The organism is Tsukamurella paurometabola (assembly GCF_900631615.1).
Taxonomy (GTDB): Bacteria; Actinomycetota; Actinomycetes; order Mycobacteriales; family Mycobacteriaceae; genus Tsukamurella; species Tsukamurella paurometabola_A.
In genome coordinates this window covers 188,159-205,952 of the sequence record NZ_LR131273.1, presented here as the reverse complement: position 1 = coordinate 205,952, position 17,794 = coordinate 188,159, and the positions used below count along the sequence as shown (strand labels likewise).

General features: G+C 65.3%; 13 protein-coding genes and 3 rRNA genes. 13 read left to right on the top strand and 3 right to left on the bottom strand.

Annotation, left to right across the window (positions count from 1 at the left end):
* The first annotated feature begins 8 nt into the window (after positions 1-8).
* The 7 genes from ELY19_RS01105 (at position 9) to ELY19_RS01075 (ending at position 6,835) form a co-directional block, all read left to right on the top strand.
* Positions 9-521, top strand: coding sequence for a F0F1 ATP synthase subunit B (locus ELY19_RS01105; protein ID WP_126194555.1), 513 nt, complete (start codon positions 9-11; stop codon positions 519-521).
* Positions 522-1,868: a F0F1 ATP synthase subunit B/delta gene (locus ELY19_RS01100; RefSeq protein WP_126194554.1), complete on the top strand. Its 1,347-nt coding sequence runs from the start codon at positions 522-524 to the stop codon at positions 1,866-1,868.
* A gap of 47 nt (positions 1,869-1,915) precedes the next feature.
* Complete coding sequence (gene atpA, locus ELY19_RS01095; RefSeq protein ID WP_126194553.1) at positions 1,916-3,550, top strand: F0F1 ATP synthase subunit alpha; 1,635 nt, start codon at positions 1,916-1,918, stop codon at positions 3,548-3,550.
* Positions 3,543-4,463, top strand: coding sequence for a F0F1 ATP synthase subunit gamma (locus ELY19_RS01090; protein WP_126194552.1), 921 nt, complete (start codon positions 3,543-3,545; stop codon positions 4,461-4,463). Before atpA ends, ELY19_RS01090 begins: the two co-directional genes overlap by 8 nt.
* An 18-nt stretch (positions 4,464-4,481) precedes the next feature.
* Positions 4,482-5,927: a F0F1 ATP synthase subunit beta gene (gene atpD, locus ELY19_RS01085; protein WP_126194551.1), complete on the top strand. Its 1,446-nt coding sequence runs from the start codon at positions 4,482-4,484 to the stop codon at positions 5,925-5,927.
* Positions 5,928-5,934: 7 nt separating this feature from the next.
* Positions 5,935-6,318, top strand: a complete 384-nt coding sequence (locus tag ELY19_RS01080) for a F0F1 ATP synthase subunit epsilon (protein WP_126194550.1) — start codon at positions 5,935-5,937, stop codon at positions 6,316-6,318.
* A 91-nt stretch (positions 6,319-6,409) separates the two neighbouring features.
* Positions 6,410-6,835, top strand: coding sequence for a DUF2550 domain-containing protein (locus tag ELY19_RS01075; protein ID WP_126194549.1), 426 nt, complete (start codon positions 6,410-6,412; stop codon positions 6,833-6,835).
* Positions 6,836-6,868: 33 nt separating this feature from the next.
* Here ELY19_RS01075 and ELY19_RS01070 read toward each other — a convergent pair whose 3' ends face one another.
* Positions 6,869-7,441, bottom strand: a complete 573-nt coding sequence (locus tag ELY19_RS01070) for a cob(I)yrinic acid a,c-diamide adenosyltransferase (protein ID WP_126194548.1) — start codon at positions 7,439-7,441, stop codon at positions 6,869-6,871.
* 48 nt (positions 7,442-7,489) lie between these two features.
* On the opposite strand from ELY19_RS01070, the gene murA reads away from it, so the two are divergent.
* From murA to ELY19_RS01040, 6 genes are all read left to right on the top strand, one after another.
* Positions 7,490-8,743 (top strand): UDP-N-acetylglucosamine 1-carboxyvinyltransferase, encoded by a 1,254-nt coding sequence (gene murA, locus ELY19_RS01065; RefSeq protein ID WP_126194547.1) that lies wholly within the window; start codon positions 7,490-7,492, stop codon positions 8,741-8,743.
* Between the two features lie 848 nt (positions 8,744-9,591).
* Positions 9,592-11,112 (top strand): 16S ribosomal RNA (locus ELY19_RS01060).
* Positions 11,113-11,562: 450 nt separating this feature from the next.
* Positions 11,563-14,650: ribosomal RNA gene (locus tag ELY19_RS01055) — 23S ribosomal RNA — on the top strand.
* Positions 14,651-14,782: 132 nt separating this feature from the next.
* A 5S ribosomal RNA gene (gene rrf, locus ELY19_RS01050) occupies positions 14,783-14,899 on the top strand.
* Together the 16S, 23S and 5S rRNA genes form the textbook arrangement of a ribosomal RNA operon.
* Before the next feature lie 194 nt (positions 14,900-15,093).
* On the top strand, positions 15,094-15,789 hold the full coding sequence (gene nucS, locus ELY19_RS01045) for an endonuclease NucS (protein WP_126194546.1): 696 nt from the start codon (positions 15,094-15,096) through the stop codon (positions 15,787-15,789).
* Entirely contained in the window at positions 15,789-16,082 is a 294-nt protein-coding gene (locus ELY19_RS01040; protein WP_197715960.1) for an Rv1322 family protein, read from the top strand. The genes nucS and ELY19_RS01040 overlap by 1 nt, the downstream gene beginning before the upstream one ends.
* Here ELY19_RS01040 and ELY19_RS01035 read toward each other — a convergent pair whose 3' ends face one another.
* Both ELY19_RS01035 and mce read right to left on the bottom strand, forming a co-directional pair.
* Entirely contained in the window at positions 16,083-17,186 is a 1,104-nt protein-coding gene (locus tag ELY19_RS01035; protein ID WP_126194545.1) for a coiled-coil domain-containing protein, read from the bottom strand.
* A 77-nt stretch (positions 17,187-17,263) separates the two neighbouring features.
* Positions 17,264-17,767 carry a methylmalonyl-CoA epimerase gene (gene mce, locus ELY19_RS01030; RefSeq protein WP_126194544.1) on the bottom strand — a complete coding sequence of 168 codons (504 nt, stop codon included), beginning with the start codon at positions 17,765-17,767 and terminating at the stop codon, positions 17,264-17,266.
* Positions 17,768-17,794 lie beyond the last annotated feature (27 nt).

Here is a 17,794-nt window from a genome sequence, read left to right as displayed (position 1 = left end):
CTGACGTCATGCAGCTCGCTGAGGGTAACTTCCTCCTCCCCACCGCGGGAACCTTCCTCTCGTGCCTGATCATCTTCTTGATCGTGCTCGGAGTGATCTGGTTCTTCGTGGCACCTTCCATCCAGAAGGTCCTGGACGATCGCGAAAAGATGATCCACCAGACCGCCAACGACGGTCGCGCCGCGGCCAAGGGGTTCGAGGACGCCGAGTCGGAGTACCGCGCCGGAATCGCTTCCGCACGCGGTGAGGCCGGCAGCATCCGCGACGAGGCGCGCGCCACCGGCCGCGTCTCGATGGAGGAGCAGAAGCAGCGGGCTGCGGCCGAGGCGGACGCGATCACGCGGGAGAAGACCGAGCAGCTGCGCGCCGCGGGCGAGTCCGCGGCCGCGGCGGCGCGCGCCGATCTCGCTCCGCTCTCGGCGTCGTTGGCGAGCCGCGTGCTCGGCTTCGACGTCACGCAGGACCCGGCCCTCAAGGCGAAGCTGGATGCACTCTCGAGCGACAAGGTGGTGAAGAACTAAATGGGTGTCTTTATCGGCAACCTGATCGCCTTCGCGGTCATCCTCTTCGTCCTGTGGAAGTTCGTCGTCCCGCCGGTGAAGCGACTCATGAAGGAGCGTCAGGACACCGTCCGGGCGCAGCTCGAGGAGTCGCGCATCGCGCAGGAGAAGCTGGCGCAGGCGGGACAGGCGGGGGAGCGGGCACGCTCCGACGCCGCCCGCGAGGGCAGCCAGATCCGCGACGAGGCCCGTGGCGACGCCGACGCGATCCGCGAGGAGCTGCGCGCGCAGACCGAGCGCGAGGTCGCCCGGATCGGCGAGCACGGCCAGGGCCAGATCGCGCTCAACCGCAGCAACCTGGTGCGCGGCCTGCGCGCCGGGTTGGGCGCCGAGGCGGTCGACGTGGCCGGGCGCCTCGTCCGCGACCACCTCAGCGACCCCGCCAATCAGGTCACGTCCGTGGACCGCGCGCTCGACGAGCTCGAGTCGATGACCGAGGGCGCCGACGACGTGCGCGTCAGCGAGGCCGATCGCATCGGCACCCGGTCGCTGCGCGCCGCGAGCCGCGACGCCGTGCGGTCCCTGGCCGCCGGCTTCGACCAGCGCACCGCCGGCCTCGACCAGCCCGCGCTGGCCCGGGTCGCCGACGACCTCGCCGACGTGGTCAACGTGCTGGGCGAGCAGCCGGTGCTGCGCAAGCACCTCGCCGAGTCGGCCGAGGCCCCCGAGGCCAAGCGGACGCTGGTCGAGAACCTCTTCGGCGGCAAGATCAGCGCCGAGGCCAACGCCTTCGTGCAGGACGCCGCGGCGGCGAAGTGGTCGGCCCCCGCCGACTTCGTGACCGCCGTCGAGCGCCAGGCCCGCGTGGCCGTGCTGCTCGGCGCCGAGCGCGCGGGTTCGCTGGACGAGACCGAGGACGAGCTGTTCCGCGCGGGACGCATCCTCGAGGGCGAGCCGGAGCTGACCGCGGCCCTGTCCGACACCCGCGTCCCGGCCGCGACCCGCATCGCGCTGCTGGACAAGGTCTTCGGTGGCAAGGTGAACGAGTTCACCGCGGCTCTGCTGCGCCAGACGGTGCGCCTCGTGCGCGTCGGCCGCGTGGACGCCGCCGTCGCGTCGATCGCCGACCTGGCTGCGGCCCGGCGCGGCGAGTCCGTCGCCGTCGTCGAGTCGGCGGTCGCCCTGACCGACGCCCAGCGGACCCGCACGGCGGATCTGCTGGCCCGCATCTACCAGCGCAAGATCGCGGTGCAGACCGAGGTCGTCGCCGAGCTCCTGGGCGGCCTGCGCATCACGGTGGGCAACGAGGTCATCGAGGCCGACATCGCGTCGCGCCTCGACAAGGCCGCCGACCAGCTGCCCCGCTAACACACACAAACTTCCACCCAGAACACAAAAGAGGGAAACGAGTACTCATGGCTGAGTTGACGATCTCAACCGACGACGTCAAGGGCGCGATCGAGCAGTACGTCTCGACGTTCGAGGCCGACGCCTCCCGCGAGGAGATCGGCACCGTCTCCGACACCGCCGACGGCATCGCCCACGTGACCGGGCTCCCCGGCGCGATGGCGAATGAGCTGCTCGAGTTCCCCGGCGGGGTGCTCGGCGTGGCCCTGAACCTCGACGAGGACGAGATCGGCGCCGTCATCCTCGGTAACTACGAGTCGCTCGAGGAGGGCCAGCAGGTCCGCCGCACCGGCGACGTGCTGTCCGTGCCCGTGGGCGACAAGTTCCTGGGCCGCGTGGTCAACCCGCTCGGCCAGCCGATCGACGGCCTGGGCGACATCGAGGCCGAGGAGCAGCGCGTCCTCGAGCTGCAGGCCGCCACCGTGCTCGAGCGCCAGCCGGTCGAGGAGTCCCTCGCCACCGGCATCAAGGCGATCGACGCCATGACCGCCATCGGCCGCGGCCAGCGCCAGCTGGTCATCGGTGACCGCAAGACCGGCAAGACCGCCGTCTGCGTCGACACCATCCTGAACCAGAAGTCGAACTGGGAGTCGGGCGATCCGACCAAGCAGGTCCGCTGCATCTACGTCGCCATCGGCCAGAAGGGCTCGACGATCGCCGGCGTGAAGGCCGCGCTCGACGAGGCCGGCGCCATGGAGTACACGACCATCGTCGCGGCCCCCGCGTCCGATTCGGCCGGCTTCAAGTGGCTCGCCCCGTACACCGGCTCGGCGATCGGCCAGCACTGGATGTACCAGGGCAAGCACGTCCTCATCGTCTTCGACGACCTGTCCAAGCAGGCCGAGGCGTACCGCGCCATCTCGCTGCTGCTGCGCCGCCCGCCGGGCCGCGAGGCGTACCCCGGCGACGTCTTCTACCTGCACTCCCGCCTGCTGGAGCGCTCGGCCAAGCTGTCCGACGCCCTCGGCGGCGGCTCGATGACCGCGCTGCCGATCATCGAGACCAAGGCCAACGACGTCTCGGCGTTCATCCCGACCAACGTTATCTCGATCACCGACGGCCAGGTCTTCCTCGAGTCCGACCTGTTCAACAAGGGCGTCCGCCCCGCGATCAACGTCGGTACCTCGGTGTCCCGCGTCGGTGGCGCCGCGCAGACCAAGGGCCTCAAGAAGGTCTCGGGCTCGCTGCGTCTCGAGCTCGCCCAGTTCCGCGAGCTGGAGGCCTTCTCGGCCTTCGCCTCGGACCTCGACGACGCCTCGAAGGCGCAGCTGGCGCGTGGCGCCCGCTGGGTCGAGCTGCTCAAGCAGGACCAGTACAGCCCGTCGTCGGTCGAGGACGAGATCGTCTCGATCTACCTCTGCGGCGAGGGCCACTACGATTCGGTGCCCGTCGAGGACGTGCGCCGGTTCGACGGTGAGCTGCTGAGCCACCTGCACCACGCCGCGGCCGGCGTCTACGAGTCCATCGCGGGCGGCAAGGTGCTCGAGAAGGACCAGGCGGAGATCCTCGTCGCCGAGACCAACCGCTTCAAGCAGAGCTTCCTCGCCTCGGACGGCTCGCGCGTGGTGAACGAGGCCGAGGCCGGCGCCCTCCCCGCCGAGGACGTCGAGCACGAGACGATCAAGGTCAAGCGCAATGGCTAGTATCCGAGAGCTGCGCTCGCGGATCCGGTCGGTCAACTCGACCAAGAAGATCACCAAGGCGCAGGAACTGATCGCGACCTCGCGGATCACCAAGGCGCAGGCCCGAGTCGCGGCCGCCAAGCCCTACGCCGAGGAGATGACCTCGGTGCTCTCGGAGCTGGCCAGCAAGTCGGGCTCGCTCGATCACCCGCTCCTCACCGAGCGGGCGAACCCGAAGCGCGCGGCGATCCTCGTCGTGTCGTCGGACCGCGGCATGTGCGGCGGCTACAACTCCAACGTGCTGCGGGAGACGCGCGAGCTGATCCAGCTGCTCAAGGACGAGGGCAAGGAGCCCGTCCTCTACGTCATGGGCCAGAAGGGGCTGGACTACTTCCGGTTCCGCGGGCAGGACGTCGCGGGCGCGTGGACCGGGTTCTCGCAGCAGCCGCACCACTCGGACGCCACCGCCGCGACCGAGACCCTGGTGAAGCTCTTCGAGACCGGCTCGCAGGAGTACGTCACGATCGACGGTGTGGAGACGCACGGCGTGGACGAGCTGCACATCGTGTACACCCGTTTCGTGTCGATGCTCTCGCAGAACCCCGAGGTGCGCCGCATGGCCCCGCTGGTGGTCGAGGAGAGCGACGCGACGGGTGAGGACGAGGCCGTGGCCCGGAACTTCACCTTCGAGCCCAGCGCCGACAGCCTGCTGTCCTCGCTGCTGCCGCGGTACATCGCCACCCGCGTCTTCGCGGCCCTGCTCGACTCGGCGGCGTCGGAGAACGCCGCCCGTCGTACGGCCATGAAGGCGGCCACCGACAACGCCAACGAGCTGGCCGTCTCGCTCTCCCGCGAGGCCAACCAGCTCCGCCAGGCGCAGATCACCCAGGAAATCAGCGAAATCGTCGGTGGCGCCGGCGCCCTCGCGAACTAGAAACCGGAAAGCAGACACATGACTACAGCAACCCAGCCCGCGTCGGCGGGCACCGCTGCGGCCACCGGTCGCGTGACGCGGGTCATCGGCCCGGTCGTCGACATCGAGTTCCCGCGCGGCGCCGTCCCCGACCTGTTCAACGCCCTGCACGCGGAGATCACCCTCCCGTCCGTGGCCAAGACGCTGACCCTCGAGGTCGCGCAGCACCTGGGCGACAACCTGGTGCGCGCCATCTCGATGCAGCCCACCGACGGCCTGGTCCGCGGCACCGACGTCACCGACTCGGGCTTCCCGATCCGCGTGCCCGTCGGCGACGTCGTCAAGGGCCACGTCTTCAACGCCCTGGGCGACTGCCTGGACACCCCCGGGCTCGGCCGCGACGGCGAGCAGTGGGGCATCCACCGCAAGCCCCCGGCCTTCGATCAGCTCGAGGGCAAGACCGAGATCCTGGAGACGGGCATCAAGGTCATCGACCTCCTGACCCCGTACGTCAAGGGCGGCAAGATCGGCCTGTTCGGCGGCGCCGGCGTCGGCAAGACCGTTCTGATCCAGGAGATGATCACCCGTATCGCGCGCGAGTTCTCGGGCACCTCGGTGTTCGCGGGCGTCGGCGAGCGTACCCGTGAGGGCACCGACCTCCACCTCGAGATGGAGGAGATGGGCGTTCTCCAGGACACCGCGTTGGTGTTCGGCCAGATGGACGAGCCGCCGGGGACGCGTATGCGCGTCGCCCTCTCGGCCCTCACCATGGCCGAGTACTTCCGCGACGTGCAGCACCAGGACGTGCTGCTGTTCATCGACAACATCTTCCGCTTCACGCAGGCGGGCTCCGAGGTCTCGACCCTGCTGGGCCGTATGCCCTCGGCCGTGGGTTACCAGCCCACCCTGGCCGACGAGATGGGTGAGCTCCAGGAGCGCATCACCTCGACCAAGGGCCGGTCGATCACCTCGCTGCAGGCCATCTACGTGCCCGCGGACGACTACACCGACCCGGCGCCGGCCACCACCTTCGCGCACCTCGATGCGACCACCGAGCTCTCGCGTCCGATCTCGCAGCTGGGTATCTACCCCGCCGTGGATCCGCTGACGTCGACCTCGCGCATCCTCGAGGCGTCGATCGTCGGCGACGAGCACTTCCGCGTCGCCAACGAGGTCAAGCGCATCCTGCAGAAGTACAAAGAGCTGCAGGACATCATCGCCATCCTCGGTATGGACGAGCTCTCCGAGGAGGACAAGGTCACGGTGCAGCGCGCTCGCCGTCTCCAGAAGTTCCTCGGCCAGAACTTCATCGTCGCCGAGAAGTTCACGGGCGAGAAGGGCTCGGTCGTTCCGCTGGCGGACACCATCGAGGCCTTCGACCGCGTGTGCAAGGGTGAGTTCGACCACCTGCCCGAGCAGGCGTTCAACAGCTGTGGTGGTCTCGACGACGTCGAGGCCGCCGCGCAGAAGATCGCCGGGAAGTGACCTTCAAGTGGCTGACACGGCGTTTCAGGTAGAGGTCGTCTCCGTCGAGGAGCGGCTGTGGTCGGGCGAGGCGACCTTCGTCATCGCCCAGACCACGGAGGGTGAGCTGGGTGTCCTGGCTCATCACGAGCCGCTGTTCGGCCAGCTCACCACCGGTGGCGCTGTCGCCATCGACACGGTGGGCGGCGAGCGACTGGCCGCGGCCATCCGCGGCGGCTTCCTCTCGGTGACCGGCGAGAAGGTCACCGTGCTGGCGGACGGGGCCGAATGGGCCTCCACGCTGGAGGAGGCCGAGGTCCGGCGCGCCCTCGAGGCGGCGGCGGAGGGGTCCGACGAGCAGGCGACCGCGCAGGGACAGCTGCGCGCGATCGAGTTCCTCGCGGGCAAGTAACATAGAAGCAGCAGCGTGAAAGCCGGTGGCCCGGTCAAGACGGGCCACCGGCTTTCCTGCTATCCGGGCACGGAGCAGTGAGGAGCGCGTGATGGGCGGTGTGGTCTTCGTCGCGGTGGTCGCCGTCCTGGTGCTGCTCGCCGTCGGCGCGGTCGTCGCCCTGCGTCTCTACAGCCTCCGCGTCGCCGGCGTGCCGATCATCCTCCGGTACCTCCCGGCCCAGGAGGAGCAGGGCTGGCGCCACGGCACGCTCCGGTACGACGACCACGAGCTGAAGTACTACCGGCTCTCCAGCGTGCGGCTCGGCCCCAGCTGGACGCTGCCGCGCAACGGGACCGAGATCGTCGGCCGTCGCGCGCCGCACGGCACCGAGCTCGACGTCATCGACCCCGACATGGTCATCGTGCACGCGGTGACCCCGGGCGGGGAGACGGAGCTCGCCTTCGCGCGGGACGGCCTCACGGCGTTCCAGTCCTGGCTCGAGTCGCGCCCGAGCCCGCGCCGCCAGCGTCCGTGACCCCGCGGCCGGTCGCCGTCCGCGGCACGCGGGTCAGCGATCGCCGCCCGGCTTCCACAGCACGTCGCCCCCGGGATTCGCGACCCGGGACAGGATGAACAGCAGGTCCGAAAGCCGGTTGAGGTACTTCGCCGGCAGCACCGACACCGTGTCCCCGTGCTCGCGCACCGCGTCCCACGCCGCCCGCTCGGCCCGCCGCACGACGGTGCGCGCGAGGTGCAGGTACGCCGCGAGGGGGGTGCCGCCCGGCAGGACGAAGGAATCGAGCTTCGGCAGGTCCGCGTTGTACTCGTCGCACCACGCCTCGAGTCGCTCGATGTACTCCGGGGTCACACGCAGGGGCGGGTACTCGGGATCCGGGACGATCGGGTTCGAGAGATCCGCGCCCACGTCGAAGAGCTCGTTCTGCAGCCGGAGCAGCACGGCGCGGAGTGCGGGCTCCGGGGCGCCGACGGTGACTGCCAACCCGAGGGCCGCGTTCGCCTCGTCGCAGTCCGCGTAGGCCCGCAGCCGTGCGTCGGACTTCGTGACCCGGGTGAAGTCGCCCAGGCCGGTGGTGCCGTCGTCGCCGGTGCGGGTGTAGATGCGGGTGAGGTGGACAGCCATGGTCACAGGCTGTCACAGCCCCGGGCGACGTGCCATAGGCTGAACGGTGTGGGAGAGAAGTTTCTGGTGCACGGCGGAGCCCGGCTGACCGGCGAGGTCACCGTGGGCGGCGCGAAGAACAGTGTGCTCAAGCTGATGGCGGCGACATTGCTCGCCGAGGGCACGTCGGTACTGACCAACTGCCCGGAGATCCTCGACGTGCCGCTCATGGCGGACGTGCTGCGCGGGTTGGGCGCGGAGGTCGAGCTCGAGGGCGACACGGCCCGGATCACCACACCCGCGGTGCTGAACCACCGCGCGGACTTCGACGCGGTCAAGCAGTTCCGCGCTTCCGTGTGTGTGCTGGGCCCGCTGATGGCCCGCGAGCACCGCGCGGTGGTGGCGCTCCCGGGCGGCGATGCGATCGGTTCGCGCCCGCTCGACATGCACCAGTCGGGCCTGCGCGCCCTCGGCGCGACCAGCTCCATCGAGCACGGTTGCGTTGTGGCTCAAGCGGATTCGCTGCAAGGTGCGGAGATCACGCTGGAGTTCCCCTCGGTGGGCGCCACTGAGAACATCCTCATGGCGGCCGTCCTGGCCTCGGGGCTCACGGTGATCAGCAATGTCGCGCGCGAGCCGGAGATCGTCGACCTGTGCTCGATGCTGGTGCAGATGGGTGCCGACATCGAGGGGATCGGCACCGACACGCTCATGGTGCGCGGCGTGGAGAAGTTGCACCCCACGGAGCACCGGGTGATCGGTGATCGCATCGTCGCGGCCACGTGGGGCTTCGCCGCGGTGATGACGCGCGGCGACATCACCGTCAACGGCGTCGCCCCCGAGACCCTCGGGGTCGTGCTCCAGAAGCTGCAGGATGCGGGGGCGACGGTGACCGAACGCGCGGACGGATTCCGCATCGCGTCGCCGGAGCGGCCGCACGCCGTCAACGTCGCGACCCTGCCCTTCCCCGGGTTCCCCACCGACCTGCAGCCGATGGCGATCGGCATGGCGTGCGTCGCCGACGGGACGTCGATGATCACCGAGAACGTCTTCGAGGCGCGATTCCGCTTCGTCGAGGAGATGGTGCGGCTCGGCGCGGACGCGCGGACCGACGGTCATCACGCGGTGATCAGGGGAGTGGAGCAGCTCTCGAGTGCAGCGGTCTGGTCGACGGACATCCGGGCCGGCGTCGGTCTGGTTCTCGCCGGGCTGTGCGCCGACGGGGTGACCGAGGTGCACGACGTGTTCCACATCGACCGCGGATACCCGAACTTCGTCGGGAACGTGACGGCCCTCGGCGGGCGGATCGAGCGCGTCTCCTAGGAGCGCCCCGTTCGGGCCGCGCCCGGGCCGTGCGATCGGTTTCGTCAGCGCCCGATCGGTGGGACCACCTGCCGATTTGTGTTCCGAGTTCGACGTGTGTAACTTATATCGAGTCAGCAGCGCCCAGGCGCCGCCCGGCAAGGCCCACAGCAGTCCAATGAATCTGGATCTCGACGCGCCGCCGGAAGTTCGGAAACCGGGATGATCCGCGAGGATCGTCGCGCTGACCGCCACGGAAGAGAGACCTCTCCTCGATCGTGCACTGCACGATCGTGTGGTTCCTCCATGTGGTGAGCGGTTCGGAAGCCCGGATCGCAGCCGCGAGAGCGAGTTGCGAACGAAATTCCGACCTGCTAAGCTAGAACGGTTGCTCCGAGCAGCCAGCCCCGCGAAAGACCACTACTTTCGAGCGCATCACGCATTCGAGAGGGTTTCGTCGTGAGGTTGAGCCGCTTGAAGCGCTCCGGATGGCAGCCGCGAGAGCGAGTTGCACACGGAAATCCGCTCTGCTAAGCTAGAACGGTTGCTCCGAGCGGGTTACCAGGGTCAAGTTGACTCGGGAAGCGCGATCGAGTAGCATGAACTGCCTGCGAAGGCGCGGATCACTCCGAACACGAGTGGTCGGCCGCGTTTGGCGTGTTCTTTGAGAACTCAACAGTGTGTCGATGAAATTGTCAGTGCCAAAATTTTTTGGCACGCATGGACAATCATTATTTTGGTTGTTTGTGTTGTGGCTTTTCTCGTTTATTCTTTGCGAGATGTATTTCTGGAATCATTGATTTTTGTCAGTGGTTTCGTTTTGTTCAGGATTTCCTGGATTATGCTGAAACTTTGTGTTTCTAGTGTTTTTTATGGAGAGTTTGATCCTGGCTCAGGACGAACGCTGGCGGCGTGCTTAACACATGCAAGTCGAACGGTAAGGCCCTTTCGGGGGTACACGAGTGGCGAACGGGTGAGTAACACGTGGGTGACCTGCCCTGTACTTCGGGATAAGCCTGGGAAACTGGGTCTAATACCGGATATGACCTTCTCCTGCATGGGGGTTGGTGGAAAGCTTTTGCGGTACAGGATGGGCCCGCGGCCTATCAGCTTGTTGGTGGGGTAATGGCCTACCAAGGCGACGACGGGTAGCCGGCCTGAGAGGGCGACCGGCCACACTGGGACTGAGACACGGCCCAGACTCCTACGGGAGGCAGCAGTGGGGAATATTGCACAATGGGCGCAAGCCTGATGCAGCGACGCCGCGTGAGGGATGACGGCCTTCGGGTTGTAAACCTCTTTCAGTAGGGACGAAGCGCAAGTGACGGTACCTACAGAAGAAGCACCGGCCAACTACGTGCCAGCAGCCGCGGTAATACGTAGGGTGCGAGCGTTGTCCGGATTTACTGGGCGTAAAGAGCTCGTAGGCGGTTTGTCGCGTCGTCTGTGAAAACCCGAGGCTTAACCTCGGGCCTGCAGGCGATACGGGCAGACTTGAGTACTGTAGGGGAGACTGGAATTCCTGGTGTAGCGGTGGAATGCGCAGATATCAGGAGGAACACCGGTGGCGAAGGCGGGTCTCTGGGCAGTAACTGACGCTGAGGAGCGAAAGCGTGGGTAGCGAACAGGATTAGATACCCTGGTAGTCCACGCCGTAAACGGTGGGTACTAGGTGTGGGTTTCCTTCCACGGGATCCGTGCCGTAGCTAACGCATTAAGTACCCCGCCTGGGGAGTACGGCCGCAAGGCTAAAACTCAAAGGAATTGACGGGGGCCCGCACAAGCGGCGGAGCATGTGGATTAATTCGATGCAACGCGAAGAACCTTACCTGGGTTTGACATATAGAGGATCGCCGCAGAGATGTGGTTTGCCTTGTGCCTTCTATACAGGTGGTGCATGGCTGTCGTCAGCTCGTGTCGTGAGATGTTGGGTTAAGTCCCGCAACGAGCGCAACCCTTGTCTCATGTTGCCAGCACGTTATGGTGGGGACTCGTGAGAGACTGCCGGGGTCAACTCGGAGGAAGGTGGGGATGACGTCAAGTCATCATGCCCCTTATGTCCAGGGCTTCACACATGCTACAATGGCGCGTACAGAGGGCTGCGATACCGTGAGGTGGAGCGAATCCCTTAAAGCGCGTCTCAGTTCGGATTGGGGTCTGCAACTCGACCCCATGAAGTCGGAGTCGCTAGTAATCGCAGATCAGCAACGCTGCGGTGAATACGTTCCCGGGCCTTGTACACACCGCCCGTCACGTCATGAAAGTCGGTAACACCCGAAGCCGGTGGCCTAACCCCTTGTGGGAGGGAGCTGTCGAAGGTGGGATTGGCGATTGGGACGAAGTCGTAACAAGGTAGCCGTACCGGAAGGTGCGGCTGGATCACCTCCTTTCTAAGGAGCATGTAGTACCGTTGATCGGCTCGAATGTGGCTGATGCGGTTGCTCATATTATTGGGTGGAACACTGACACGGTAATTGTTATTGCCTGCTGGGCCGGCCTTCGGGTTGGTTGGTGGGGTTTCGTCGGCACACTGTTGGGTGTCTGAGAGGACACGTCTTCTCTGTTTGCTGCTGGATGTCAGCGCCTGCGTACCATGGCCTGTTGGTTGTGGGTGGGTGGCGGTGTGGTGGTGTGTGTTGTTTGAGAATTGTATAGTGGACGCGAGCATCAACCATGATGCCGGATCGTTTGTGTCTGGTTGTCGTGGTTTTTGTTTCTGTAATTTTATATGTTTCTGTGTAAGCATTTTGTTGTGTTTTTTTGGCGCTTGATGTCATGAAGGGCGCACCGGAATTTGTGATGGCTTGATGTTGTCTCGGGTTTGGTGTGTGTTTTGTGTGTTGTAAGTGTCTAAGGGCGCACGGTGGATGCCTTGGCGCAAGGAGCCGATGAAGGACGTGGGAGGCTGCGATATGCCTCGGGGAGCTGTCAACCGAGCTGTGATCCGAGGATTTCCGAATGGGGAAACCCAGCACCAGTCATGTGGTGTTACCCGCCGTTGAATATATAGACGGTGTGGAGGGAACGAGGGGAAGTGAAACATCTCAGTACCCTCAGGAAGAGAAAACAATAGTGATTCCGTGAGTAGTGGCGAGCGAAAGCGGATGAGGCTAAACCATGCACATGTGATACCGGGTAGGGGTTGTGTGTGTGGTGTTGTGGGGTTCATCTTTCCAGTTCTACCTGGCTGGACAGCAGTAAGAAAGCATCGTGTTAGGTGAAGTGGCCTGGAATGGTCTGCCGGAGAGGGTGAGAGTCCTGTAACCGAAAACGTGGTGCCTGTTGTGATGGATTCCCGAGTAGCAGCGAGCCCGTGGAATTTGCTGTGAATCTGCCGGGACCACCCGGTAAGCCTGAATACTACCTTGCGACCGATAGCGGACAAGTACCGTGAGGGAAAGGTGAAAAGTACCCCGGGAGGGGAGTGAAATAGTACCTGAAACCGTGTGCTTACAATCCGTCAGAGCCCTCGTTGTGGGGTGATGGCGTGCCTTTTGAAGAATGAGCCTGCGAGTCAGTGCTCGGTGGCGAGGTTAACCCGATGGGGGTAGCCGTAGCGAAAGCGAGTCCGAATAGGGCGTGTGAGTCGCCGGGTCTGGACCCGAAGCGGAGTGATCTACCCATGGCCAGGGTGAAGCAGCAGTAAGATGTTGTGGAGGCCCGAACCCACTTAGGTTGAAAACTGAGGGGATGAGCTGTGGGTAGGGGTGAAAGGCCAATCAAACTCCGTGATAGCTGGTTCTCCCCGAAATGCATTTAGGTGCAGCGTCACGTGTTTCTTGCCGGAGGTAGAGCTACTGGATGGCCGATGGGCCCTCACAGGTTACTGACGTCAGCCAAACTCCGAATGCCGGTAAGTGAGAGCGTGGCAGTGAGACTGCGGGGGATAAGCTTCGTAGTCGAGAGGGAAACAGCCCAGATCGCCGGCTAAGGCCCCTAAGCGTGTACTAAGTGGAAAAGGATGTCCGGTCGCGAAGACAACCAGGAGGTTGGCTTAGAAGCAGCCACCCTTGAAAGAGTGCGTAATAGCTCACTGGTCTAGTGGCTGGGCGCCGACAATGTAGCGGGGCTCAAGTACACCGCCGAAGCCGCGGCACTCACGGTTTTGACTGTGGGTGGGTAGGGGAGCGTCGTGCAGCCGTAGAAGCAGCAGGGTGACCTAGTTGTGGAGGCTGCGCGAGTGAGAATGCAGGCATGAGTAGCGAATGACAAGTGAGAAACTTGTCCTCCGGATGACCAAGGGTTCCTGGGCTAGGTTAATCCTCCCAGGGTGAGTCGGGACCTAAGGCGAGGCCGACAGGCGTAGTCGATGGACAACGGGTTGATATTCCCGTACCCGTGTCAGATCGCCCCTGATGAATCAGTTGTACTAACCGTCCTGAAGCCGCGAGATCACCTTCGGGTGACGAGCTGGTGGATGCACGGGACCTCGGCTGGTAGTAGTCAAGCGATGGGGTGACGCAGGAAGGTAGTGGGGCCAGTCAGTGGTTGTACTGGTGTAAGCCTGTAGGGCGAGATCTAGGCAAATCCGGATCTCATGCAGCCTGAGAGGTGATGCGTAGCCGTTGCGGTGAATTCCATGATCCTATGCTGCCGAGAAAAGCCTCTAGCGAGATCTGATGTGGCCCGTACCCCAAACCAACACAGGTGGTCAGGTAGAGAATACCAAGGAGATCGAGAGAACTGTGGTTAAGGAACTCGGCAAAATGCCCCCGTAACTTCGGGAGAAGGGGGACCTCGCATGGTGACCGGACTTGCTCCGTGAGCTGTGTGGGGTCGCAGAGACCAGAGAGAAGCGACTGTTTACTAAAAACACAGGTCCATGCGAAGTCGTAAGACGATGTATATGGACTGACGCCTGCCCGGTGCTGGAAGGTTAAGAGGACCGGTTAGCCGTAAGGCGAAGCTGAGAATTTAAGCCCCAGTAAACGGCGGTGGTAACTATAACCATCCTAAGGTAGCGAAATTCCTTGTCGGGTAAGTTCCGACCTGCACGAATGGCGTAACGACTTCTCTGCTGTCTCAACCACAGACTCGGCGAAATTGCAGTACGAGTAAAGATGCTCGTTACGCGCGGCAGGACGAAAAGACCCCGGGACCTTCACTATAGCTTGGTATTGGTGTTCGGTTCGGTTTGTGTAGGATAGGTGGGAGACTGTGAAGCGGGCACGCCAGTGTTCGTGGAGTCGTTGTTGAAATACCACTCTGATCGTATTGGATACCTCAACCTCGGACCATGATCTGGTTCAGGGACAGTGCCTGGTGGGTAGTTTAACTGGGGCGGTTGCCTCCCAAAATGTAACGGAGGCGCCCAAAGGTTCCCTCAGCCTGGTTGGCAATCAGGTGTTGAGTGCAAGTGCACAAGGGAGCTTGACTGTGAGACTGACAGGTCGAGCAGGGACGAAAGTCGGGACTAGTGATCCGGCACCGGCAAGTGGAAGCGGTGTCGCTCAACGGATAAAAGGTACCCCGGGGATAACAGGCTGATCTTCCCCAAGAGTCCATATCGACGGGATGGTTTGGCACCTCGATGTCGGCTCGTCGCATCCTGGGGCTGGAGTAGGTCCCAAGGGTTGGGCTGTTCGCCCATTAAAGCGGCACGCGAGCTGGGTTTAGAACGTCGTGAGACAGTTCGGTCTCTATCCGCCGCGCGCGTTAGAAACTTGAGGAAGGCTGTCCCTAGTACGAGAGGACCGGGACGGACGAACCTCTGGTGTGCCAGTTGTTCCACCAGGAGCACGGCTGGTTGGCTACGTTCGGAAGGGATAACCGCTGAAAGCATCTAAGCGGGAAGCCTGTTCCAAGATTAGGTTTCTCACCACCTTGAGTGGGTAAGACCCCCTACAGACTATGGGGTTGATAGGCCAGAACTGGAAGCGCAGTAATGCGTGTAGGTGACTGGTACTAATCGGTCGAGGGCTTACCACACACATAACATTCGCCAAAACGAGCACAAGCTCACAGGTGAAAGCGTGTAACAACAACAGAAACCAGGCAGTGTTCTGGTTCGCGTCCACTATGCAATGTCTGAGACAGCACACGAGTGTTGTTTCGCAGTGTTACGGCGGCCATAGCGGAGGGGAAACGCCCGGCTCCATTCCGAACCCGGAAGCTAAGCCCTCCAGCGCCGATGGTACTGCACTCGCGAGGGTGTGGGAGAGTAGGACACCGCCGGACTAAAATTAGATACAGGAGAAGACCCTCGGGTCGGTGAGCAGGAATGCTCCCGGCGCGGGGGTCTTCTTCGTATCCGGGCACGGTGCTCGCTCCTCCGGGGTGCCTCGTCGCGTACGGAACGGCCCGCCCCCGAGGGGCCGGCGTGCGCCCCGGGGACCGCGGCACCGTCGATCCCGTGCCGTAAGGTGGTGGCCGTGCGTGTCGTGATTGCCGAATGCCAGGTCGACTACGTGGGTCGGCTGACCGCCCACCTCCCGATGGCCCGGCGCCTGATCCTCGTCAAGGCCGACGGATCCGTCAGCATCCACGCGGACGACCGCGCCTACAAGCCGCTGAACTGGATGAGTCCGCCCTGCTGGCTGGAGACCACGCCGCCGGAGGACGAGGCGAAGGACGTGCCCGAGGGGCATCAGCTGTGGATCGTGCGCAACAAGGCGGAGGAACAGCTCCGCATCCTCATCGGCGCGGTCGAGCACGACAGCAGCCATGATCTGGGCGTCGACCCGGGCCTGGTGAAGGACGGCGTCGAGGCCCACCTGCAGGAGCTGCTCGCCGAACACACCCAGACGTTCGGGGAGGGCTACACGCTGATCCGGCGCGAGTACATGACGGCCATCGGCCCCGTAGACCTGCTGTGCCGGGACGCGGACGGCGGCACCGTCGCCGTGGAGGTCAAGCGCCGCGCGGAGATCGACGGCGTGGAGCAGCTGACCCGCTACCTGGAGCTCCTCAACCGGGACCCGCTCATCGCTCCCGTCACGGGCATCCTGGCGGCTCAGCAGGTCAAGCCGCAGGCCCGGACCCTCGCGGAGGACCGCGGCATCCGGTGCGTCACCGTCGACTACGACGTGCTCCGCGGTACCGAGGACACGTCCTACAAGCTCTTCTGATGGGCCGCAGGCCCGTCTCCCGGGAGCGGGCGGCCGCGCGGGACGGGCATCGACCCCTGAGCGCCGGCGGTTTCGGCGCGCGCGTCGACCTCGGTGACGAGGCCTTCCAGGTGCGGACGGTGACCGGGACGGGGGCGGTCAAGGACTACCGCTGCCCCGGCTGCCACCAGGTGATCGCCGCGGGCACCGCGCACGTGGTGGTGTGGCCGGCGGCCGAAGGCGGGGGCGTCGCCGAACGGCGCCACTGGCATCGCGGATGCTGGGCCAGGGAGGCCGGCCGGCGCTCTCGGTGATTACCGCTTGGCGGTGTTGATCGCGACGGTGTCCTGCGTGGACGCCGACGGCGCGGCGTCCGGGGACGCGGTCTTGATGGCGACGGTGTCGTCCGAGTCGTCCGACCCCAGCACCTCCTGGGCCCGTTGCGCCGCGGTGGGCGCGTCGTCGGTGACGTGCGCCGCCTTGGGCGCCGGCGCGGCGGTGAACGGCGCGGGATCGATCCGCTTCTCCACCACCTGTGCTTCGCCGTCGCCGGTCGCCAGGGCCTCGGGCACGAGCGAGAGCTGGCGGCGCACCGTCTCCAGCTGGTCGAGGATCGACGCGCGCAGGGACTGCATGTCCTCGGTGATGCGACGGGCGTTCGCGACCTGCGTGGCGATGCGGGTGTTCGTGTCCTCGAGCTTCTGCTCCGCGGTGGCGTTCGCCGTGTTGAGGGTCTGCTCGGCCCGCTCGTTCGCCGAGTCGATCCGCTCGCGCGCCTCCTCCTTCGAGGCCTCCTCGAGCTCGGTGATGGTGCGGATCGCCTTGTCCCGGCGCATCGACATCGCCATGTCGAAGTCGTTCTGGACGCGCTCGCGGTTCTCCGCCGCGGACTGCGCCAGTCGCTCCATCTCGGCCTTCGCCTCGGCCTTGATGCGCTCCGCCTCGGCGTGCGCCGCCTTCATGGTCTTCTCGTGCTCGGCCTCCATGGCCTCGCGCCGTGCCGTCATGTCCGCGCGCAGGCGGTCGGCCTCGCGGCGGGTGGCCTCGGCCTCCTGGCGCGCCAGCGAGCGCACCTCGGCGGACTCGTTCTCCGCCGCGGCCCGGATCTCCGAGGCCTCGTCGGACGCGAGGCGCATCATGCGGGCGATACGGTCGCTCATGCCCTCGGCGCTCGTCGGCGGGACGCTGAGGCGGTCCACCTCGCGGCGCAGGTTGTCGATCTCGTCCTGCGCCTCGTCGAGGAGGTCCGTCAGCTCGCGCGCGTGCGCCGACGCCGCGTCGCGGTCGGCGGCGAGAACCCGCAGCTCGGCCTGGTACCGATGGAACTGTTCGGTGACCTGGTCCCGGTCGTACCCACGCAGGACCACCGCGAACGGTGCGGGCGCCGGGCCGCCCGGGGTGTTGTCCGTATTCGCCATGCTCCGAATGGTACGTGGGCCGCCCGGTCACGCGGCGTCAGCAGTCGCAAAAGGTCCGAAATATGGGCCGGTCGCGGTCAGGATGCAGGTTCGACCAGCTCCACGAGGATGCCGCCCGCGTCCTTCGGATGCAGGAAGTTGATCCGCGAGCCCGCGGTACCCGCGCGGGGCTCGTCGTACAGCAGGCGCACGCCCTGCTCCCGCAGGTGCGCGGTGACCGCCGCGAGGTCCGTGACCCGGTAGGCCAGCTGCTGCATCCCCGGGCCGTTGCGGTCCAGGAACTTCGCGATGGTCGACTCCGGGGTCAGCGGGGCCAGCACCTGCAGCTGCGCCTGGCTCGACGGTGCGCCGTCGGCGGCGACGAGCGAGGCGGGGGAGAGCATCCCCTCCCGGACGCCCTGCGCCTCGTTGATCTCCTCGTGCGTGCAGACCATCCCGAGGACGCGGGCGTACCACTCGAGGGCCGCGTCGAAGTCGGACACGGCGACGCCCACGTGGTCGATGCCCAGGAGGTATGCGGCGGGCACGGCGTGCGCAGCGGGCGCGGTGTGATCGGAATGTCGCGATTGGCTCTCTGTCATGCCTCGAATGTAGCTTTGAGGCGGAAG

Coding starts and splice junctions, on each gene's coding strand:
- ELY19_RS01105 (WP_126194555.1), top strand. CDS start 9: ATGCAGCTCGCTGAGGGTAACTTCCTCCTCCCCACCGCGGGAACCTTC.
- ELY19_RS01100 (WP_126194554.1), top strand. CDS start 522: ATGGGTGTCTTTATCGGCAACCTGATCGCCTTCGCGGTCATCCTCTTC.
- atpA (WP_126194553.1), top strand. CDS start 1,916: ATGGCTGAGTTGACGATCTCAACCGACGACGTCAAGGGCGCGATCGAG.
- ELY19_RS01090 (WP_126194552.1), top strand. CDS start 3,543: ATGGCTAGTATCCGAGAGCTGCGCTCGCGGATCCGGTCGGTCAACTCG.
- atpD (WP_126194551.1), top strand. CDS start 4,482: ATGACTACAGCAACCCAGCCCGCGTCGGCGGGCACCGCTGCGGCCACC.
- ELY19_RS01075 (WP_126194549.1), top strand. CDS start 6,410: ATGGGCGGTGTGGTCTTCGTCGCGGTGGTCGCCGTCCTGGTGCTGCTC.
- ELY19_RS01070 (WP_126194548.1), bottom strand. CDS start 7,441: ATGGCTGTCCACCTCACCCGCATCTACACCCGCACCGGCGACGACGGC.
- ELY19_RS01040 (WP_197715960.1), top strand. CDS start 15,789: ATGGGCCGCAGGCCCGTCTCCCGGGAGCGGGCGGCCGCGCGGGACGGG.
- ELY19_RS01035 (WP_126194545.1), bottom strand. CDS start 17,186: ATGGCGAATACGGACAACACCCCGGGCGGCCCGGCGCCCGCACCGTTC.
- mce (WP_126194544.1), bottom strand. CDS start 17,767: ATGACAGAGAGCCAATCGCGACATTCCGATCACACCGCGCCCGCTGCG.